This window comes from Advenella mimigardefordensis DPN7 (assembly GCF_000521505.1).
In the GTDB taxonomy this organism is placed as follows: domain Bacteria; phylum Pseudomonadota; class Gammaproteobacteria; order Burkholderiales; family Burkholderiaceae_B; genus Advenella; species Advenella mimigardefordensis.
The window spans coordinates 4,496,651-4,511,577 of sequence record NZ_CP003915.1 but is presented as its reverse complement, the minus strand read 5'-3'; the positions used below and the strand labels follow the sequence as shown (position 1 = coordinate 4,511,577).

Sequence of the window (14,927 nt, the reverse complement as noted above, 5' to 3'; positions counted from 1 at the left end):
AATATTGCAGATGTGTTTACCATGTGCTACACAATGACATGCGCCGGACGGCGGCGGCGTCGTCCGGCGCGGGGCCTGTCGCTGCATGAGTGATACTGGGAGAAGCAAGGCTTATGTTTGCAGCATCTGCGAATAACAACGATCCTCTGGTGCGTTTTAAAAACGTACGCAAGAGTTATGACGGCAAAAATCAGGTGGTCAGGCATCTGAATCTGGACATCCGGCAAGGCGAATTTCTGACGCTGCTGGGTCCTTCAGGCTCAGGTAAAACCACCACGCTTATGATGCTGGCTGGTTTCGAAACACCCACGTCCGGCACCATTGAACTGGCGGGCGAGCAAATCGACAACCTGCCACCTCACAAACGCAATATCGGCATGGTCTTTCAGAATTACGCCCTGTTTCCGCATATGACGGTTCAGGAAAACGTGGCCTTTCCGCTTAAAGTGCGCAAATTTGACGCCGCAGCCCAGCAGCAAAAAGTAAAAACGGCGCTGGCCATGGTGCAGCTCGATGGCATGGAAAAACGTTACCCTGCGCAGTTGTCGGGCGGTCAGCAACAGCGCGTGGCCCTGGCCCGGGCGCTGGTTTTCGAGCCCGAACTGGTGCTGATGGATGAACCGCTGGGGGCGCTGGATAAACAGCTGCGCGAACATATGCAGCTGGAAATCAAACGGCTGCATGGCGAACTGGGCGTCACGGTTGTTTATGTCACGCATGATCAGGATGAGGCGCTCACCATGTCGGATCGCGTCGCCGTTTTTCACGACGGCATGGTTCAGCAGATTGGTTCTCCCCAGGATATCTACGAGGCGCCCGATACCGCTTTTGTTGCCGGCTTTATTGGTGAGAACAACCGCACCCACGGCACCATTACTCAGGCCGGGTCGCGTCAGGCCACCGTTAATCTGGATAGCGGTATGCAAATCCAGGGCAGGCAACAATTGGGCATGAAGGTGGGTGACCGCGTGTCCGTTTCCATTCGTCCCGAGCGTATCGCACTCAATCCTGCGGAAAATTCGACGGATGTGCGCTGCCAGGGCAGGGTGCAGGAAGTCATTTATCTGGGCGATCACGTGCGGGTTCGACTGGTCATCAACGGCGATCCCGATTTTGTGGTGAAACAGCCGGTGTCGCAGGTACGGGAGAAAATCGCGGTAGGCGATACCGTTGCTCTGGGCTGGAATCACGAGTTTGTACGGCTTCTGGATCCCATCGAGAAGACGGCAGCGGTATAACAACCTTTTATGTGGAGAGTGGCAAATGAAAAAGACAATAATCAAAACGGCGCTGTTACGCACGGCGGTCGCGACGTGTCTGGGGCTGAGCGCAGGTGCCGTGTACGCGGCGACGAGCCTGACCCTGGTATCCTTCGGCGGAGATAATAAAACCGCGCAGGAAAAGGCCTATTACGGTCCGTATGAAAAGGCAACGGGCACGAAAATTACTGCTGCCGAATATAATGGCGAGCAGGCCAAGATCAAGGCCATGGTAGACACCAACAGCGTGAGCTGGGATGCGGTGGAAGTGGAAAGCCCTGAACTGGTGCGCGGCTGTGAAGAGGGCCTGTTCGAGCCCATAGACTGGAGTGTGATCGGCAACAAAGCCGATTTTACCGAAGCGGCGACCGACAAGGATTGCGGTGTGGGGATGTTCGTATGGTCTGTGGCGCTTTCCTACAATGCTGACAAATTCAAGGACAATGCACCTAAAAGCTGGGCCGACTTCTGGGACGTAAAAAAATACCCCGGCAAGCGTGGCTTGCGCAAGGGTGCCAAATATACACTTGAAATTGCCCTGATGGCCGATGGCGTATCGCCCAAAGAAGTGTACAAAGTGCTGGCAACGCCGCAAGGGGTGGACCGCGCCTTTGCCAAGCTGGATCAGCTCAAACCTAATATCCAGTGGTGGGAGTCTGGTGCGCAGCCGGCGCAGTATCTGGTGTCCGGCGATGTGGTCATGACTTCTGCCTATAATGGCAGGATCTCCCAGGCGGCCCGTGAAGGTAAAAACCTGAAAGTGGTCTGGGACGGCAGCGTTTATGATCTGGATTATTGGGCCATCCCCAAAGGCAGCGCCAACAAGGCAGAAACAATGAAATTCATCGCTTTTGCCAGCAAGCCCGAAACCCAGAAAGTATATGCCGAAAATATCGCCTATGGTGCCGTTAATAAAAAGGCCATCGGCCTGATCGACAAAAAATATCTGGCCGATATGCCAACCGCCCCGGACAACGAAAAGAATGCCATTGCGCTGGATGTGAACTTCTGGATTGATAACGGTGTGTCTCTGGAGCAGCGTTATAACGCCTGGGTAGCCAAATAATGGTGGGGCCACGCAAGGCGCTTTGGCTGGTTTTGCCGCTGCTGTTGTTTCTGCTGCTGGCCTTCGTGGCGCCGATCGCTTCGTTTCTGGGCAAAAGCGTGGCCAATCCCGAGGTGGTCACGATTTTGCCGGCCACCGTCAAAACCCTGCATAAGTGGGAGCCCGGTACGCCGGTGACAGAGGACATGTACCGCGCCCTGGCCGATGATCTGGCCCGGGCGCGCGAGGGTCAGGCCATGGGGCCGCTGCTGCAGCGGCTCAATTTCGAGCAGGCCGGCTTTCGTACGCTGATTGCCAAAACAGCACGCCGGATGCCGTTCAAGATTGATCCCCCCAGTTTCCAGAAAGCGTTCGACGAAATTGACCCGCGCTGGTCCGAGCAGGAATATTGGGGCATCTTGAAAAATAATGCGCGGCCGCAAACCCCGTACTATCTGCTGACCGCTCTGGATCTGAAACAGGCCCCGGATGGCAGTATTGGCGCGGCGGCGCCCGATCAGGGGATTTTCAAGGCCATTTACCTGCGCACCTTCTGGATGGCGGCGGTGGTGACGCTGGTGGCGCTGGTACTGGCTTATCCGCTGGCCTATCTGCTGGCGCGCTTGCCGGCGCGCACCAGCAACCTGCTGATGATTCTGGTATTGCTGCCGTTCTGGACCTCCTTGCTGGTGCGCACGGCGGCCTGGATCGTGCTGCTGCAAAATGGCGGCCTGATTAATCGGCTGCTGATTCAGATCGGCCTGATTGATGCCCCCATGCAACTGGTATTCAATCGCCTGGGCGTGTATATCGCCATGGTGCACATCATGCTGCCTTTCATGATTCTGCCTTTATATAGTGTGATGAAAGGCATTTCGCCTAGCTATATGCGTGCGGCGGTGTCGCTGGGCTGTCATCCCCTGCGCAGTTTCTGGGCAGTGTACTTCCCCCAGACGCTGCCGGGCATTGGTGCCGGCTGCCTGCTGGTGTTCATTACGGCGATTGGCTATTACATCACCCCCGCGCTGCTGGGCGGTCCGAAAGATCAGATGATCAGCTACTTTATCGCCTTCTATACCAATGGCACCATCAACTGGGGCCTCGCAGGGGCGCTGGCAGCCATGCTGCTGGCGGCAACATTGATACTGTATGCGGTGTACAGCCGGCTTAGCGGTTCGACCCGCCTGGGAGTAGCCTAAATGGCGCAGGGAAATACCATTCGTACCCCGTCCGAACGCATCTGGCGTGTCGTGCACTGGCTGCTGGCCATCCTGGTGCTGTTGTTTCTGATTGTGCCCGTGCTGGTCATTGTTCCCTTGTCTTTTAATGACAGCACCTTTCTGGTATATCCGCTAAGTGGCTTTTCTCTGCGCTGGTACGAGAATTTCTTCCAGTCGCCTGAATGGATGCTGGGCCTGAAAAACACGCTGATTGTGGCGCCGCTGGCGACGGTGATCGCCACGGTACTGGGTACGGCAGCGGCGCTGGCATTGTACCGGGCACGCTTCCCGGGCAAAGGGCTATTGCTGGCTCTGCTTATTTCTCCCATGGTCGTACCGGTAGTCATACTGGGTGTGGCGGCCTATCTGTTTTTTGCGCCATTGGGCATGGCCAATAATCTGGGTCTGCTGGTGGTCATGCATGCGGTGCTGGGGGCGCCTTTCGTACTGATCACCGTCATGGCCACGCTCGAGGGCTATGACACCAACCTGGGACGGGCTGCGGCCAGTCTGGGCGCGCCGCCTTTATATGTGTTTCGCCGGATCACGCTGCCACTGATTGCGCCAGGCGTGATCTCGGGTGCCTTGTTCGCCTTCGGTACCTCGTTCGATGAGGTGGTGATGACCCTGTTCATTGCCGGGCCGGACCAGTACACCCTCCCGCGGGTCATGTTCAGCGGCATCCGCGAGAACCTGAATCCAACCATTGCCGCTGCAGCGACGCTGCTGATCCTGTTTTCCGTCATTATGCTGCTGACCCTGGAGTGGCTGCGGCGTCGCGCCGAGCGTCTGCGGATGGCAATGCCGCAGACGTAGTGCAATGCCACCACACAGTACCTGATCTCTTTAATCGTTTAGTATTTGTAATTTGGTCAGACACCGAACGAACTCGGCAAAACAGGGAAGTGTCCGCCAGCCGATGGTCCGATTACGCGCCATGAAACCTGATGGCTCCGTTCATGGCTGCGGGCTGCTCGACGCGGGGCCGTTATGCGCTATTAAATCTGTCACATTTATTTCTACCATGCCTCTGAGGGCTGTTTTTCCAAAAAGTTGTTGTTTTTCAAGTAGTAATTAGCATTATTCAGGTGTTTTTCGCTTGCGTCCGAGACGCAGATAGGATATATTAGAGGACTTCGTTCGTTTACGGGCGGAGAAACTATTTAAACAGATTTCAACCCAGGGTGGCGCAAGCATACAACGTGTGGGCGCGGCCTGACGGGACCAAAACTGGTTATATGAATAGCATCTGGTGCTTGCTGGCCTGCCAAACGTGCTGATTTACCCTGGTTTTTCTTTCTGGTAAATCGAAAACGAAGTGGGTCGAAATACCAGAAATGGCAAACGGGCTGTCGGGAAACCGGCAGTGTATGTAACTAAGTTGGAACAGGAATAATCATGATCCAAATGCAAAGCACGCTAGACGTGGCTGATAACACCGGTGCGCGCCGTATTATGTGCATCAAGGTGTTGGGCGGCTCAAAGCGCCGTTACGCAGCCATCGGTGACATCATTAAAGTGACTGTCAAGGATGCAGCTCCGCGCGGACGCGTCAAAAAAGGCGAAATCTACAATGCGGTCGTTGTACGTACCGCCAAGGGCGTTCGTCGTAAAGACGGTTCGCTGATTCGTTTTGGTGGTAACGCAGCTGTGCTGCTGAACGCCAAGCTTGAACCTATCGGTACTCGTATTTTCGGGCCTGTTACGCGTGAACTGCGTACCGAGCGCTTCATGAAAATCGTGTCACTGGCACCTGAAGTGCTGTAAGGGGCAGATAGATGGAAAACATTCGTAAAGGTGACGAAGTCATCGTCCTTACCGGCCGTGATAAAAAGCGCCGCGGTGTCGTACTGGCCCGTGTTGACGCTAATTACGTCCTGGTTGAAGGCGTGAACGTCGTCAAAAAACACACTAAACCTAATCCGATGACCAACAATCCAGGCGGTATCGTTGACAAAACAATGCCTATCCACGTTTCTAACGTTGCATTGTTCAATCCTGCCACTGGCAAGGGTGATCGCGTAGGTGTTAAAGAAGTTGATGGACGTAACGTCCGTATTTTCCGTTCTAACGGCGAAGTCGTTGGTTCGAAAGCGAAAGGGGCGTAATCATGGCTCGTTTGCAAGATTTATACAACAGCAAGATTGCTGGCGATATGAAGAAACAGTTCGGTTACAAGAGTGATATGGAAGTGCCTCGCATTACCAAAATCACACTGAACATGGGCGTTTCTGAAGCCGTTGCTGACAAGAAAGTGATTGAACACGCTGTTTCAGACCTGACAAAAATTGCTGGTCAGAAACCTGTGATTACTAAAACCAAAAAGGCGATTGCCGGTTTTAAAATCCGTGAAAACTATCCTATCGGCTGCATGGTGACATTGCGCGGTCAGCGTATGTACGAGTTCCTGGATCGTCTGGTAACGATCGCATTGCCTCGTGTACGCGACTTCCGTGGTATCTCCGGTCGCGCGTTCGATGGTCGTGGTAACTACAACGTCGGGGTAAAAGAGCAAATCATTTTCCCTGAAATTGAATACGACAAAATCGACGCACTGCGTGGCCTGAATATCAGCATCACAACGACAGCTAAGACAGACGAAGAAGCCAAAGCGCTGCTTACAGCCTTCAGCTTCCCGTTTCGTAACTAAGGGGCGATGACGTGGCAAAACTTTCACTCATCAATCGCGATATCAAACGCGCCAAACTGGTTGAGAAATTCGCAGCCAAACGTGCAGCATTGACAGCGATCATTAACGATACATCGAAATCCGACGAAGAGCGCTACGAAGCGCGTTTGAAATTACAGCAATTACCACGTAATGCAAACCCAACTCGTATGCGTAACCGTTGCGTTATTACCGGACGCCCACGTGGCGTGTTCAGCAAATTTGGTTTGACCCGTCACAAACTGCGCGAGATGGCAATGCGCGGAGAAGTGCCCGGTATGACCAAGGCTAGCTGGTAGGAGAATAAATTATGAGCATGAGCGATCCAATCGCCGATATGCTGACGCGTATCCGTAACGCGCAGCAAGTCGAGAAAGTCTCGGTATCGATGCCCTCCTCTAAGCTGAAAGTGGCTATTGCCACCGTGCTGAAAGACGAAGGTTATATCGAGAGCTTTGAAATCAAAGGTGAACAATCCAAGCCTGAGCTTGAAATTTCACTGAAATATTACGCGGGACGTCCCGTGATCGAGCGCATTGAGCGCGTGTCACGTCCTGGACTGCGCATCTACAAAGGTCGTACATCTATCCCTCAGGTGATGAACGGTCTGGGCGTAGCCATTGTCTCCACTTCACGTGGCGTCATGACAGACCGTAAGGCCCGTCATGAAGGCGTGGGCGGCGAAGTTCTGTGTTACGTGGCATAAGGAGAAGAACATGTCACGTATAGCTAAATATCCTGTTGAAGTCCCTAAAGGTGTTGAAGTCAACATCACGGACAGCAACATTCATGTTAAAGGCCCTTTGGGTGAACTGAACCAGCAACTGGGTGGCGAAGTTGCCATCAAGCTGGAAGACGGCAAAATTACCTTTGCGGTGGCTGATGATTCACGTCACGCCAAGGAAATGTCCGGCACTCTGCGCGCCCTGGTAAACAATATGGTTACCGGCGTCAGTAAGGGTTTCGAACGTCGTCTGAATCTGGTTGGCGTGGGTTACCGTGCCCAGGTTCAGGGAGATTCACTCAAGCTTCAACTTGGTTTCTCGCATGACATCGTGCATCCGCTGCCAAAAAGCGTGAAAGCCGAATGCCCCACTCAGACCGAAATCGTTCTGAAGAGCTTCGACAAACAGGCTGTTGGTCAGGTTGCCGCGAAAGTCCGTGGCTATCGTCCACCCGAGCCCTACAAAGGCAAAGGTGTCCGTTATGCTGACGAACGCGTCATCATCAAAGAAACCAAGAAGAAATAATAGCGCAGGCAAGGATATATCATGGACAAAAAATTATCCCGTTTGCGTCGTGCCGTGGCGACTCGCCGGAAAATTGCAGAACTCGGTGTATACCGTCTGGCAGTTCACCGTTCGAATCTTCACATTTACGCAAACGTTATTTCGCCGGAAGGCGACAAGGTGTTGTTTACCGCTTCTACGCTCGAGCCTGAAGTCCGCAAGGAACTGGCTGAAGGCAAGAAAAATGGTGGCAACGTTGAGGCAGCCGTCATTGTTGGAAAACGGGTTGCCGAGAAAGCCAAGGCAGCGGGCATCGAGTCTGTAGCATTCGACCGTGCCGGTTTCCGTTACCATGGCCGCGTCAAGGCGCTGGCTGAAGCCGCGCGTGAAGCCGGCCTCAAGATCTAATCGAGGAATTGTCAAATGGCAAAAGCACAAGGCAAGAACGCCCCTGAGCAAGAACGCGATGACGGTTTTCGCGAGAAGATGATTGCGGTCAACCGTGTGACCAAAGTAGTTAAAGGTGGTCGCACAATGAGCTTCGCAGCCCTGACAGTAGTCGGTGATGGCGATGGCCGCATCGGTATGGGTAAAGGTAAAGCACGTGAAGTGCCCGTCGCAGTTCAGAAAGCAATGGAACAGGCCCGTCGTGGCATGGTTCGTATCGCTCTGAAAGAGGGTACGCTGCATCACACCGTCGTGGGTAAACATGGCGCATCAACCGTTCTGATCTCACCGGCTGCCGAAGGTACCGGCGTGATCGCCGGCGGTCCAATGCGCGCTATCTTCGAGGTAATGGGCGTACGTAACGTGGTTGCCAAGAGCCTGGGCTCAAGCAATCCGTACAACCTGGTACGCGCAACATTGAACGGTTTGAACGCCTGCCTGACTCCTTCCGAGGTAGCAGCAAAGCGCGGCAAATCGGTCGAAGAGATTCTGGGGTAAATGATGGCACAGAAGAAGCAAATTAAAGTCACGCTTGTTCGGTCCGTTATCGGCACCAAACAAAGTCACCGCGATACAGTGCGCGGGTTGGGTTTGGGTAAAGTAAACAGCAGCCGCGTGCTGGTGGATACACCGGAAGTTCGCGGGATGATTCGCACCGTCGATTATCTCGTGTCCGTTTCGGAAGCCTGAAGCCTATCGTAAAGGAATAGAGATGTCCGAAATGCAACTCAACTCATTGTCCCCCGCTGAAGGCAGCAAGCATGCCAAGCGCCGTGTTGGTCGCGGCATTGGTTCAGGCTTGGGTAAAACAGCTGGTCGTGGACACAAAGGTCAGAAATCACGCTCTGGCGGCTTTCATAAAGTCGGCTTCGAGGGTGGTCAGATGCCCCTGCAACGTCGTTTGCCAAAACGTGGCTTTACGCCTCTGGGTCAGCACCTGTACGCAGAAGTACGTTTGTCTGAACTGCAGAAGGTGACTGGCGACGAAATCGATGTTCAGGTGCTCAAGCAGCAAGGTTTTATTGGTCAGCAAGTACGTTACGTAAAAGTCATCAAATCCGGTGATCTTTCCCGTAAAGTATCCCTTAAAGGGCTGACAGCAACAGCCGGTGCCCGCGCAGCGATCGAAGCCGCTGGTGGTTCACTCGCTGAGTAAAAGGGGTAAAAGTGGCTAAAGCACAGGCAGCAGGAAAAGCAGGTAGCGGTAAAAAATACGGCGACCTCAAGCAGCGTCTTGTGTTCCTGATTCTCGCGCTGATCGTGTATCGGCTGGGTACGCATATTCCGGTGCCGGGTATTAATCCCGATGCCATGCGCCAGTTGTTCAATTCACAATCCGGCGGGATTCTGGGCCTCTTTAACATGTTCTCGGGCGGCGCGCTGTCGCGCTTCTCGGTATTTGCTCTGGGTATCATGCCGTATATTTCGGCATCGATCATCATGCAGCTGGTCACGTCTGTCGTCCCTTCACTTGAAGCAATCAAGAAAGAAGGTGAGGCCGGCCGCCGCAAAATTACCCAGTACACACGCTATGGCACGGTGTTGCTTGCGCTGGCACAATCCTTTGGTATTGCCGCCACGCTGCAGGCTCAGCCGGATCTGGTCAATTCACCCGGACCCATGTTTGTATTTACGACAGTGGTCACCCTGGTAACCGGAACCATGTTTGTAATGTGGCTGGGCGAGCAAATTACCGAGCGCGGTCTTGGCAATGGTATTTCAATCCTGATTTTTGCAGGTATTGTGGCCGGTCTGCCAACCGCTCTGGCAAGCATGTTCGAGCTGGTCAGCCAGAATCAGATCGGAACGGTGTCCGCACTGTTTATCCTGGTCCTGGTGGTTGCGATTACGGCACTGGTGGTGTTTGTTGAGCGTGGTCAACGCCGGATTACGGTGAACTACGCCAAGCGTCAGGTCGGTAACAAGGTTTATGGTGGTCAGAGTTCACATCTGCCCCTGAAGCTGAATATGGCAGGTGTGATTCCGCCCATCTTCGCTTCATCCATCATCCTGTTTCCGGCAACCATTGCCAGCTGGTTTTCGCAGTCAAGTAACATGCGCTGGTTAAGCGATACTGCAGCAGCGCTGCAGCCTGGTCAACCTCTGTATGTGACAGTATTCACCGCTCTGGTTGTGTTCTTCTGCTTTTTCTATACCGCGCTGGTATTTAACAGCCGGGAAACAGCAGACAACCTGAAGAAAAGCGGCGCATTTGTTCCGGGTATCCGTCCGGGACTGCAGACATCAAAATATATCGACAAAATTTTGATGCGCCTGACACTGATCGGTGCCATTTACATCACATTGGTGTGTCTGGTTCCCGAGTTTCTCCGGATGCAGTGGCAGAATGTACCGTTTTATTTTGGCGGCACCTCGCTGTTGATTATCGTGGTGGTAACAATGGACTTCATGGCGCAGGTACAGGCCTATATGATGTCCCACCAGTATGATTCGCTGCTCAAGAAAACAAGTTTTAAGGGTTCGAGCTTACCGATGAGATAGATCATGGCAAAGGATGACGTCATACAAATGCAGGGTGAGGTTGTCGAGAACCTCCCAAACGCAACTTTTCGTGTAAAGCTCGAAAACGGACATGTGGTCTTAGGCCACATATCCGGCAAGATGCGAATGCACTATATTCGGATTCTTCCGGGTGACAAGGTAACGGTGGAACTCACGCCCTATGACCTGTCACGTGCAAGAATCGTCTTCCGCTCCAAATAAAGCGGAAACAAAACTAGGAGTCAACCATGAAGGTAATGGCATCGGTAAAAAAGATCTGCCGTAATTGCAAGATCATTAAACGACACGGAGTTGTACGAGTAATTTGTACAGATCCACGTCACAAGCAGCGCCAGGGTTAATCCTGACGCATCGATTTAACGAGGAACAGACATGGCCCGTATAGCTGGCATTAACATTCCGCCGCATCAGCATGCTGAAATCGGTCTGACCGCTATTTTTGGTATCGGACGCACTCGCTCTCGCAAAATCTGCGAAACAGCCGGTGTGGCTTATGACAAGAAAGTGAAAGATCTGACAGATGCAGAACTCGAAAAAATCCGTGAACAGGTTGGTCAGTTCACAGTCGAGGGTGATTTGCGTCGTGAAGTACAACTTTCGATTAAACGTCTGATTGACCTGGGTACTTACCGTGGTCTGCGTCACAAACGTGGTCTGCCCGTTCGCGGTCAGCGCACACGTACTAACGCACGTACACGCAAGGGCCCACGTCGTTCAGCACAATCACTGAAGAAATAATCGGGGTAGATTATGGCGAAAGCTTCTGGCGGCGCTGCACGCGCACGCAAAAAAATCAGAAAGGTAGTATCGGACGGTATTGCACACGTTCATGCTTCTTTCAATAACACAATCATCACAATTACTGACCGTCAAGGCAATGCCTTGTCATGGGCGACGTCGGGTGGCGCGGGCTTTAAAGGCTCACGTAAATCGACGCCTTTTGCAGCGCAGGTTGCAGCCGAGTCAGCGGGCCGTGTAGCATTGGAATATGGTATCAAAACACTGGAAGTACGTATCAAGGGCCCAGGTCCTGGTCGCGAATCTTCAGTGCGTGCATTGAATGCACTGGGTATCAAAATCTCCAGTATCTCAGACATCACGCCAGTCCCGCATAACGGTTGCCGCCCTCCTAAACGTCGTCGTATCTAATTTAGCAAGGGAAAAAAATGGCACGATATACTGGACCAAAATGCAAACTTTCGCGTCGCGAAGGCATTGATCTGTTCCTGAAAAGCGCACGTCGTTCACTCGACTCCAAATGCAAGCTTGATTCCAAACCCGGTCAGCACGGCCGCACTTCTGGTGCCCGTACGTCCGACTACGGCCTGCAACTGCGTGAAAAGCAAAAACTGAAACGTATGTACGGTGTGCTCGAAAAGCAATTCCGTAAATACTTCGCTGAAGCTGAGCGTCGCCGTGGTAACACTGGCGAGACCCTGATTCAGTTGCTCGAATCACGCCTGGACAACGTTGTATACCGTATGGGTTACGGTTCAACACGTGCAGAAGCCCGTCAATTGGTTGCCCACGGTGCAATCGAGCTGAACGGTCACAAGGCAGACATTCCATCTATGCTGGTCAGCAGCGGTGATGTTGTTTCTGTTCGTGAAAAAATCCAAAACACAGGCTCGTATCAAAGAGTCTATGGATCTGGCTTCCGGCAACGGTCTGCCACAGTGGGTTGAAGTGGACACCAGCAAACTGACTGGTACGTTCAAACAGGCTCCGGATCGCGCTGATGTCGCTCGTGATATCAACGAATCCATGATCGTCGAGCTGTACTCACGTTAATGCTCCAGAAAAACAGGGAACCCTCGCGGTTTCCTGTTTTTTGCTATCCCGGATTTTCATTCCCGGTTTTTATCCAAGTCGTATTTATCTTATCCATCAGCCTTATCGGTGTAACGAGCCGAGGGTATTGAAAAGGACACAGAGTTATGTCTCAAGGTTTTTTGAAACCCCGTTCCATTGAAGTGACTCCGGTTACCGAAAACCACGCCAAAGTGGTTATGGAGCCGTTTGAACGTGGTTATGGCCACACACTGGGCAACGCGTTGCGTCGCATTCTGCTGTCTTCCATGACCGGCTACGCGCCGACCGAAGTGCAGATCACAGGTGTGGTACATGAGTACTCTACGCTGACAGGCGTGCGTGAAGATGTCGTTGACATCGTTCTGAACCTGAAAGGTATTGTATTCAAACTGAACAATCGTGAAGAAGTGACCGTTACACTGCGCAAATCTGGCTCCGGCCCGGTTCTGGCCAGCGATATCGATCTGCCTCACGACGTTGAAATCATCAACCCGAATCATGTTATTGCTACACTGACAGACAACGGCAAGCTCGAAATGCAAATCAAGATCGAGCAGGGTCGTGGTTATGTTGCCGGTAATATGCGTGCGCTCACAGATGAGCGTTCACACACCATCGGCCGTATTCAGATGGATGCTTCTTTCAGCCCGGTTCGCCGCGTCAGCTACGCTGTCGAAAGCGCCCGTGTTGAACAACGCACCGACCTGGACAAGCTGGTGCTGGACATTGAAACCAACGGTGTGATTTCTCCTGAAGAAGCCGTGCGTCAGTCTGCCCGTATCCTGATGGACCAGATTTCTGTATTTGCAGCCCTGGAAGGCGCCAGCGATACATTCGAAACACCGGTTCGCGGCGTACCGCAAATTGATCCGGTTCTGCTGCGTCCTGTTGACGATCTCGAACTCACTGTTCGTTCTGCCAACTGCCTCAAAGCAGAAAATATCTATTACATTGGTGATCTGATCCAGCGCACTGAAAACGAGCTGCTCAAAACACCGAACCTGGGCCGTAAGTCCCTGAATGAAATCAAGGAAGTACTGGCTGCACGCGGCCTGACCCTGGGCATGAAGCTGGAAAGCTGGCCTCCACTGGGTCTTGAGCGTCCTTAAGGCTTCATTGCCGCTGGCTGCAGGCTTCAAACCTGTCGCCAGCATAAGCCTGTGTTTGTATTTGCTGTAAAATTGCTGTTCCCGCAAGGGCAAAAGAACCGAATGGAATCGGTCCTGCCATAAAGAATGGCCCGATTCCGTTCCTATACCAACCGGACCGCCGGTTATGACAGCCGTCATAACAGGATAGAAGAACCGGTCAAACAGACGGCATAAGCTGTCTTTAACCTAGATTCAAAGGAAATTATCATGCGTCACCGTAGTGGTCTACGTAAACTGAACCGTACCAGCAGCCATCGCCTGGCGATGTTCCGCAACATGTCTGTATCTCTGATCCAGCACGAAGCGATCAAAACAACATTGCCAAAAGCCAAAGAGCTGCGCCGTGTCATCGAACCCCTTATCACACTGGCCAAAGAGCCGACCCTGGCTAACAAACGCCTGGCATTCGCCCGTCTGCGCGACCGCGATGCTGTGGTTAAACTGTTTGCCGAAATCGGTCCTCGCTACAAAGAGCGTAACGGTGGTTACACCCGCGTTCTGAAAATGGGTTTCCGTCAGGGCGATAACGCACCGATGGCGTTCATGGAACTGGTTGACCGTCCTGAAGTTGCTGACGAAGTAGTTGACGCCGAATAAGGCTGATACCAGCTCGTCGATAGCCGGTGTGTATGCACCGGCGGGCGTCGCAGTATTTCTTTGCCGGGAGTAGTACATCACCGGTAGCAAAAAGGGCATCTGTTTCGGCAGATGCCCTTTTTGCGTCTTGTTCTTAGTCATAAAAGCCGATTCTCCGCCTGCCTCAAAGATCACAAACACCTCAACCGCGCATGCTGGGCAGGAGCAATTGCTCACAGCCCTATCGTTCTGCGCCTGAAGGTTTGTTATTCTGATTTGACGATTTGACGATTTGATGGCTTTTGTTGCTACATAAATGTATATTCATTTGTGTATACTATGCGCGAAAGCGTAGTTGTTAAAGGTTTCGACTGGGATGTGGGCAATTGGCCTAAATGTGGCAAGCATGGGCTATCCAGGGCAGAGGTTGAAGAGGTGTTTGAAGGTCCTCTAATGCTCATGACTGATCCTCATCTTGGCCAGCAGAGGATGCGGGCCATCGGAAAAACCCGTTCAGGGCGCTATGTATTTCTGGTATTTGTGATCAGAGCAGTTAATGGTCGCCATTTGATTCGTCCGATCAGCGCCCGCTATATGCATCAGAAGGAGATCACTTTTTATGAGCAGCAATACCGAAAAACGTAAACCGATGCCGTCGCTGAGAAGCGATAAGCAGGCGGAGGAATTTGTCGACACGGCCGATCTTTCCACATACGATCTATCCGGCTTTCGGCCCATGCGTTTCGAAATACAAAATAAAACCGCTGCGCTGAATTTGCGATTGCCGCAGGGTTTGCTGGATGCGATTAAGCTGAAGGCAAAAAGCAAAGGCATTCCGTATACCCGGTACGTGAGAATGTTGATTGAACAGGATCTTGCGCAATAGGGTGGGCCGGTCATTCGGAGGGTGTAAATAGTTCTGGTCAACTGCCCCTCATTTATCAAGTCTTTTGGCTAACCCGGGGCTACGCGTTCTATCCGACATTGGCGTGGCTGG

General features: G+C 52.6%; 23 protein-coding genes and 1 pseudogene. All 24 read left to right on the top strand.

Features of this window, described 5'->3' with window-relative positions:
- The first annotated feature begins 113 nt into the window (after positions 1-113).
- Positions 114-1,238: an ABC transporter ATP-binding protein gene (locus tag MIM_RS20680; RefSeq protein WP_025374661.1), complete on the top strand. Its 1,125-nt coding sequence runs from the start codon at positions 114-116 to the stop codon at positions 1,236-1,238.
- 25 nt (positions 1,239-1,263) lie between these two features.
- Entirely contained in the window at positions 1,264-2,325 is a 1,062-nt protein-coding gene (locus MIM_RS20675) for an ABC transporter substrate-binding protein (protein WP_025374660.1), read from the top strand.
- A complete protein-coding gene (locus MIM_RS20670; RefSeq protein WP_025374659.1) occupies positions 2,325-3,503 on the top strand; it encodes an ABC transporter permease in 1,179 nt (392 codons plus the stop codon). Before MIM_RS20675 ends, MIM_RS20670 begins: the two co-directional genes overlap by 1 nt.
- Entirely contained in the window at positions 3,504-4,340 is an 837-nt protein-coding gene (locus tag MIM_RS20665) for an ABC transporter permease (RefSeq protein ID WP_025374658.1), read from the top strand.
- A 582-nt stretch (positions 4,341-4,922) separates the two neighbouring features.
- A complete protein-coding gene (gene rplN, locus MIM_RS20660; protein WP_014752499.1) occupies positions 4,923-5,291 on the top strand; it encodes a 50S ribosomal protein L14 in 369 nt (122 codons plus the stop codon).
- An 11-nt stretch (positions 5,292-5,302) separates the two neighbouring features.
- A complete protein-coding gene (rplX, locus tag MIM_RS20655) occupies positions 5,303-5,632 on the top strand; it encodes a 50S ribosomal protein L24 (RefSeq protein ID WP_025374657.1) in 330 nt (109 codons plus the stop codon).
- A 2-nt stretch (positions 5,633-5,634) separates the two neighbouring features.
- Entirely contained in the window at positions 5,635-6,174 is a 540-nt protein-coding gene (gene rplE, locus MIM_RS20650; RefSeq protein WP_025374656.1) for a 50S ribosomal protein L5, read from the top strand.
- Positions 6,175-6,185: 11 nt separating this feature from the next.
- On the top strand, positions 6,186-6,491 hold the full coding sequence (rpsN, locus tag MIM_RS20645) for a 30S ribosomal protein S14 (protein WP_025374655.1): 306 nt from the start codon (positions 6,186-6,188) through the stop codon (positions 6,489-6,491).
- A gap of 11 nt (positions 6,492-6,502) precedes the next feature.
- Positions 6,503-6,898, top strand: coding sequence for a 30S ribosomal protein S8 (gene rpsH, locus MIM_RS20640; RefSeq protein ID WP_025374654.1), 396 nt, complete (start codon positions 6,503-6,505; stop codon positions 6,896-6,898).
- 10 nt (positions 6,899-6,908) lie between these two features.
- A complete protein-coding gene (gene rplF, locus MIM_RS20635) occupies positions 6,909-7,442 on the top strand; it encodes a 50S ribosomal protein L6 (protein WP_025374653.1) in 534 nt (177 codons plus the stop codon).
- A 21-nt stretch (positions 7,443-7,463) separates the two neighbouring features.
- Complete coding sequence (rplR, locus tag MIM_RS20630) at positions 7,464-7,829, top strand: 50S ribosomal protein L18 (RefSeq protein ID WP_025374652.1); 366 nt, start codon at positions 7,464-7,466, stop codon at positions 7,827-7,829.
- 15 nt (positions 7,830-7,844) lie between these two features.
- Complete coding sequence (gene rpsE / locus MIM_RS20625; RefSeq protein ID WP_014752493.1) at positions 7,845-8,366, top strand: 30S ribosomal protein S5; 522 nt, start codon at positions 7,845-7,847, stop codon at positions 8,364-8,366.
- 3 nt (positions 8,367-8,369) lie between these two features.
- The gene (gene rpmD, locus MIM_RS20620; protein ID WP_014752492.1) at positions 8,370-8,558 is read left to right on the top strand and encodes a 50S ribosomal protein L30; all 189 of its coding nucleotides are present in this window, start codon (positions 8,370-8,372) and stop codon (positions 8,556-8,558) included.
- Positions 8,559-8,580: 22 nt separating this feature from the next.
- On the top strand, positions 8,581-9,024 hold the full coding sequence (gene rplO / locus MIM_RS20615) for a 50S ribosomal protein L15 (RefSeq protein WP_041709669.1): 444 nt from the start codon (positions 8,581-8,583) through the stop codon (positions 9,022-9,024).
- 11 nt (positions 9,025-9,035) lie between these two features.
- On the top strand, positions 9,036-10,370 hold the full coding sequence (gene secY / locus MIM_RS20610; protein ID WP_025374651.1) for a preprotein translocase subunit SecY: 1,335 nt from the start codon (positions 9,036-9,038) through the stop codon (positions 10,368-10,370).
- Between the two features lie 3 nt (positions 10,371-10,373).
- Positions 10,374-10,592, top strand: a complete 219-nt coding sequence (infA, locus tag MIM_RS20605; RefSeq protein WP_014752489.1) for a translation initiation factor IF-1 — start codon at positions 10,374-10,376, stop codon at positions 10,590-10,592.
- Positions 10,593-10,618: 26 nt separating this feature from the next.
- Positions 10,619-10,732: a 50S ribosomal protein L36 gene (gene rpmJ / locus MIM_RS22740; RefSeq protein WP_014752488.1), complete on the top strand. Its 114-nt coding sequence runs from the start codon at positions 10,619-10,621 to the stop codon at positions 10,730-10,732.
- Positions 10,733-10,763: 31 nt separating this feature from the next.
- Entirely contained in the window at positions 10,764-11,129 is a 366-nt protein-coding gene (gene rpsM, locus MIM_RS20600) for a 30S ribosomal protein S13 (RefSeq protein ID WP_025374650.1), read from the top strand.
- A 12-nt stretch (positions 11,130-11,141) separates the two neighbouring features.
- Positions 11,142-11,540 carry a 30S ribosomal protein S11 gene (gene rpsK, locus MIM_RS20595; protein ID WP_014752486.1) on the top strand — a complete coding sequence of 133 codons (399 nt, stop codon included), beginning with the start codon at positions 11,142-11,144 and terminating at the stop codon, positions 11,538-11,540.
- A gap of 17 nt (positions 11,541-11,557) precedes the next feature.
- Positions 11,558-12,182: pseudogene (gene rpsD, locus MIM_RS20590) on the top strand (30S ribosomal protein S4).
- A 146-nt stretch (positions 12,183-12,328) separates the two neighbouring features.
- Positions 12,329-13,312 (top strand): DNA-directed RNA polymerase subunit alpha, encoded by a 984-nt coding sequence (locus tag MIM_RS20585; RefSeq protein WP_025374648.1) that lies wholly within the window; start codon positions 12,329-12,331, stop codon positions 13,310-13,312.
- Between the two features lie 249 nt (positions 13,313-13,561).
- Positions 13,562-13,951: a 50S ribosomal protein L17 gene (gene rplQ, locus MIM_RS20580; protein WP_014752483.1), complete on the top strand. Its 390-nt coding sequence runs from the start codon at positions 13,562-13,564 to the stop codon at positions 13,949-13,951.
- A 318-nt stretch (positions 13,952-14,269) separates the two neighbouring features.
- Entirely contained in the window at positions 14,270-14,575 is a 306-nt protein-coding gene (locus tag MIM_RS20575; protein ID WP_025374647.1) for a BrnT family toxin, read from the top strand.
- Entirely contained in the window at positions 14,550-14,816 is a 267-nt protein-coding gene (locus MIM_RS20570; RefSeq protein ID WP_025374646.1) for a BrnA antitoxin family protein, read from the top strand. The genes MIM_RS20575 and MIM_RS20570 overlap by 26 nt, the downstream gene beginning before the upstream one ends.
- Positions 14,817-14,927 lie beyond the last annotated feature (111 nt).

Excerpts from the sequence above, each read along its gene's own strand:
- rpsH (WP_025374654.1), top strand. The coding sequence starts at position 6,503 with ATGAGCATGAGCGATCCAATCGCCGATATGCTGACGCGTATCCGTAAC.
- rpmD (WP_014752492.1), top strand. The coding sequence starts at position 8,370 with ATGGCACAGAAGAAGCAAATTAAAGTCACGCTTGTTCGGTCCGTTATC.
- MIM_RS20585 (WP_025374648.1), top strand. The coding sequence starts at position 12,329 with ATGTCTCAAGGTTTTTTGAAACCCCGTTCCATTGAAGTGACTCCGGTT.
- MIM_RS20570 (WP_025374646.1), top strand. The coding sequence starts at position 14,550 with ATGAGCAGCAATACCGAAAAACGTAAACCGATGCCGTCGCTGAGAAGC.
- rpsM (WP_025374650.1), top strand. The coding sequence starts at position 10,764 with ATGGCCCGTATAGCTGGCATTAACATTCCGCCGCATCAGCATGCTGAA.
- MIM_RS20665 (WP_025374658.1), top strand. The coding sequence starts at position 3,504 with ATGGCGCAGGGAAATACCATTCGTACCCCGTCCGAACGCATCTGGCGT.
- rplE (WP_025374656.1), top strand. The coding sequence starts at position 5,635 with ATGGCTCGTTTGCAAGATTTATACAACAGCAAGATTGCTGGCGATATG.
- rplN (WP_014752499.1), top strand. The coding sequence starts at position 4,923 with ATGATCCAAATGCAAAGCACGCTAGACGTGGCTGATAACACCGGTGCG.
- MIM_RS20680 (WP_025374661.1), top strand. The coding sequence starts at position 114 with ATGTTTGCAGCATCTGCGAATAACAACGATCCTCTGGTGCGTTTTAAA.
- rplF (WP_025374653.1), top strand. The coding sequence starts at position 6,909 with ATGTCACGTATAGCTAAATATCCTGTTGAAGTCCCTAAAGGTGTTGAA.
- rplQ (WP_014752483.1), top strand. The coding sequence starts at position 13,562 with ATGCGTCACCGTAGTGGTCTACGTAAACTGAACCGTACCAGCAGCCAT.
- rplO (WP_041709669.1), top strand. The coding sequence starts at position 8,581 with ATGTCCGAAATGCAACTCAACTCATTGTCCCCCGCTGAAGGCAGCAAG.
- rplX (WP_025374657.1), top strand. The coding sequence starts at position 5,303 with ATGGAAAACATTCGTAAAGGTGACGAAGTCATCGTCCTTACCGGCCGT.
- rpsE (WP_014752493.1), top strand. The coding sequence starts at position 7,845 with ATGGCAAAAGCACAAGGCAAGAACGCCCCTGAGCAAGAACGCGATGAC.
- rplR (WP_025374652.1), top strand. The coding sequence starts at position 7,464 with ATGGACAAAAAATTATCCCGTTTGCGTCGTGCCGTGGCGACTCGCCGG.
- rpmJ (WP_014752488.1), top strand. The coding sequence starts at position 10,619 with ATGAAGGTAATGGCATCGGTAAAAAAGATCTGCCGTAATTGCAAGATC.
- MIM_RS20575 (WP_025374647.1), top strand. The coding sequence starts at position 14,270 with ATGCGCGAAAGCGTAGTTGTTAAAGGTTTCGACTGGGATGTGGGCAAT.
- MIM_RS20670 (WP_025374659.1), top strand. The coding sequence starts at position 2,325 with ATGGTGGGGCCACGCAAGGCGCTTTGGCTGGTTTTGCCGCTGCTGTTG.
- rpsK (WP_014752486.1), top strand. The coding sequence starts at position 11,142 with ATGGCGAAAGCTTCTGGCGGCGCTGCACGCGCACGCAAAAAAATCAGA.
- MIM_RS20675 (WP_025374660.1), top strand. The coding sequence starts at position 1,264 with ATGAAAAAGACAATAATCAAAACGGCGCTGTTACGCACGGCGGTCGCG.
- infA (WP_014752489.1), top strand. The coding sequence starts at position 10,374 with ATGGCAAAGGATGACGTCATACAAATGCAGGGTGAGGTTGTCGAGAAC.